The 3,031-nt window shown below is 57.2% G+C and carries 2 protein-coding genes; both read left to right on the top strand.

Annotated elements, in window-relative coordinates; translation table 11 throughout:
- Positions 1 to 4 precede the first annotated feature (4 nt).
- Positions 5 to 1,069 (top strand): MupA/Atu3671 family FMN-dependent luciferase-like monooxygenase, encoded by a 1,065-nt coding sequence (locus V7080_RS25020; RefSeq protein ID WP_334191085.1) that lies wholly within the window; start codon positions 5 to 7, stop codon positions 1,067 to 1,069.
- On the top strand, positions 1,069 to 3,031 hold a 1,963-nt coding region (locus V7080_RS25025), incomplete at its 3' end, for a condensation domain-containing protein (RefSeq protein ID WP_334191086.1). The genes V7080_RS25020 and V7080_RS25025, both read left to right, overlap by 1 nt.

Consider the following 3,031-nt stretch of genomic DNA (forward strand, 5'->3'; position numbering starts at 1 on the left):
GGTCATGGCTTCCGGCATCGAGACGGTCAAGGCGCTTTGGCGCGGTGAGCAACTCGACTTTCCGGATGGGGCTGGAAAGCAGTCGCAGATCGCCATCTATCCCAAGCCGGTACAGGCTGAACTGCCTGTCTGGATCACGTCCTCCGGCAACCCCGATACCTTCATTCAGGCGGGAAAGCTCGGAGCAAATGTCTTGACCCATTTGCTGGGTCAAACCATTGAAGAAGTCGCAGCCAACATAAAACTCTATCGGCAGGCTCGCGCCCGGCATGGATACGACCCGGATGCCGGGCGAGTCACGCTCATGATCCATACCTTCATGGGAGAGGATTTCGATCAAACGCTGGAAAACGCCCGCGAGCCCTTCATTCGATACATGCGTTCCCATTTGGGGCTGCTCGAAGCGTTTGCAAAGGCGATGGATGTATCGACCGACAACCTGAACGAGCAGACGGTTGAAACGATTGTTTCGTTTGCATTTGAACGCTATTCCAGGACGGCATCGCTCATCGGAACACCGGAAACCTGCCTCCATGTGGTTGAACGGTTGCGTGACATTGGGGTGGACGAAATGGCGTGTCTGGTCGATTGGATCGAGCCCGATCAGGCACTGCAAGGACTGAGCCACCTCAACAGGCTGCGCCAGTTGGCGAAAAAGACGACGCCAGGTTTCAGAGACGTGCGCAAGCACCTCGCAACAACGCTTCCCGATTACATGCTTCCGGGAAGTGTGACTTTCCTGGATCGCCTGCCGCTTACTCCTAACGGCAAGCTGGATCGCAAGGCGCTGCCCGCTCCGGATCTGGCTCCATCCGGGCGAGCCTATGAAGCGCCCGTGGGCGAGACGGAAACTCTGTTGGCCGCCATCTGGGCAGACGTACTGCGCGTAGAGAAAGTCGGACGCCATGATGATTTCTTCGAACTCGGCGGTCATTCTCTGCTCGCAGTTGACCTGATTGCACGCATGAAAAAAATGAGACTGGACATCGACGTACGCACCGTTTTCTCGAGCCCGACTATCGCTGAAATGGCGTTGTCGTGCGCGAAGATCAAGGAGATCGCACTGTGATGCTTTCGGAACTGATCGATCAGCTCAACGAAAAGGATGTATTCCTCGCGGTGAGGGGAAGCGAGCTGATCGTTCGCGGAAGTGAAAGAATTGTTGACGAGCCCGCGTTGCTTGACCTTTTGAGGCGCAACAAAGACGCCTTGATGGCGCTGATCCAGTCTGGCAATTACATCGGCCCCGACGGTATTGCTGAAGTGCCGGAAAACCGGATTCCGACGGGATGCAGTGCGATCACACCAGACATGCTGCCATTGGTAGAAGTCACCGCGGATGAGATCGACTGCATGGTCAGTGCGGTACCTGGCGGTGCAAGGAATGTGCAGGATATTTATCCATTGGCCCCCCTGCAGGAAGGAATGTTTTTTCATTACATCAGTGGAGAGCGCCGGGATCCTTACTTGTCGCAAGTATTGTTCAGTTTTGAATCCCGCTGCCAGATGGATGCCTATTTCGAGGCAATGCAGTCCGTAATCAAGCGCCACGATATTCTTCGCACTTCTATTTTTTGGGAGGGTCTGCGCGAACCCGTACAGGTGGTGTGGCGACATGCCCCGCTGATGATTGAGGAGCTGGAGCTGCTCACCGAAGACGGCGACCTCGCCAAGCAGCTTATCGAGCGCTTCGATCCATGTCAGTTCCGTCTCGACATTCGGAGCGCCCCGCTCATCAAGATTGTCGTTGCTTGCGATTCGTCTTCTGGCCGGTGGATTGCGCTGGCGCTGAGTCATCACCTGACCATCGGTGGCGCAACGCTGGCAGTCATACAGGAGGAAACCAGGACCATTCTGGCAGGAGAAACGCGAAAGCTGCCGGCGCCGGTGCCGTTCCGTCGTTTTGTTGCGCAGGCTCGTCATGGCGCCCGCGTTCGAGCGCAGGATGAATTCTTTAAGCAGATGCTGGGTGATGTGGACGAGCCGACAGCACCGTATTCTCTTCTCGACATACCAGTTGACGGATTGCCGATAAAGGAAGCAGGGCGGCTTGTCGATCCGTCGCTAGCACGGCGGTTGCGCACGGCCGCGCGCGTGTTGCACCTCAGTACCGCCACGCTTTTTCATCTTTCATGGGCGAGCGTGCTGGCCCGTGTCTCCGGGCGTAGTGATGTCGTGTTCGGAACCGTATTATTCGCCGGCATGCGTGATGGCGACGGCAAGGCACGACTTCCCGGCATGTTTATCAATACCTTACCCATCCGTATAGATCTTGATGACTCGCCGGTTCGAAAGTGCGTTGAAGACGTTCATGGCTTGCTGACCCGGTTGATGCGGCATGAGCTCGCTTCTCTTGCACGCGCGCAGCGTTGCAGTGGCGTGATCGCGCCCACGCCATTGTTCGGCGCTCTACTGAATTATCGTCACAACCCTGACAGGAACCCACCCGCGGTCGCTCACGTTGCAGATCCGGATGCAAGCGGCGAGCGAGGAGGAGAAGGAATCGAGCTACTAGGCGGTGGCGCGCGCCGAACAAACTATCCACTCACATTGGAAGTCGATGATTTCGGCGAGTCGTTTCATCTGAGTGCGATTGCGCAAATGCCGATTGATCCCGAACGAATAATCACATACGCGCACGTGGCGTTGGAGCGTCTGGTACAGGCGCTGGAACAAGCACCCACGACGCCGATTCGCAAGATTGAAGTACTGCCGCGAGATGAGCTGAGGCGCTTGCTGGTGGAATGGAATGCGACGTCGGTCGCGTATGCGGATGACCAATGCATTCATGAACTGTTCGAGGTCCAGGCCGGGAAGGCGCCGGACGCCATTGCAGTGATGCATCAGGGGCAGCAGCTGAGCTATGGCGAGCTCAACAGTCGTGCCAACCGTCTGGCGCGTTACCTGCGCAAGCTTGGCGTGCTTCCCGACGCGCGTGTCGCGATCTGCATGGAGCGCAGCATCGACATGGTGATTGGCCTGCTGGCCGTTCTTAAGGCAGGCGGCGCCTACGTGCCGCTCGATCCGGCAT

This window comes from Noviherbaspirillum sp. (genome assembly GCF_036846085.1).
Lineage (GTDB): Bacteria > Pseudomonadota > Gammaproteobacteria > Burkholderiales > Burkholderiaceae_D > Noviherbaspirillum.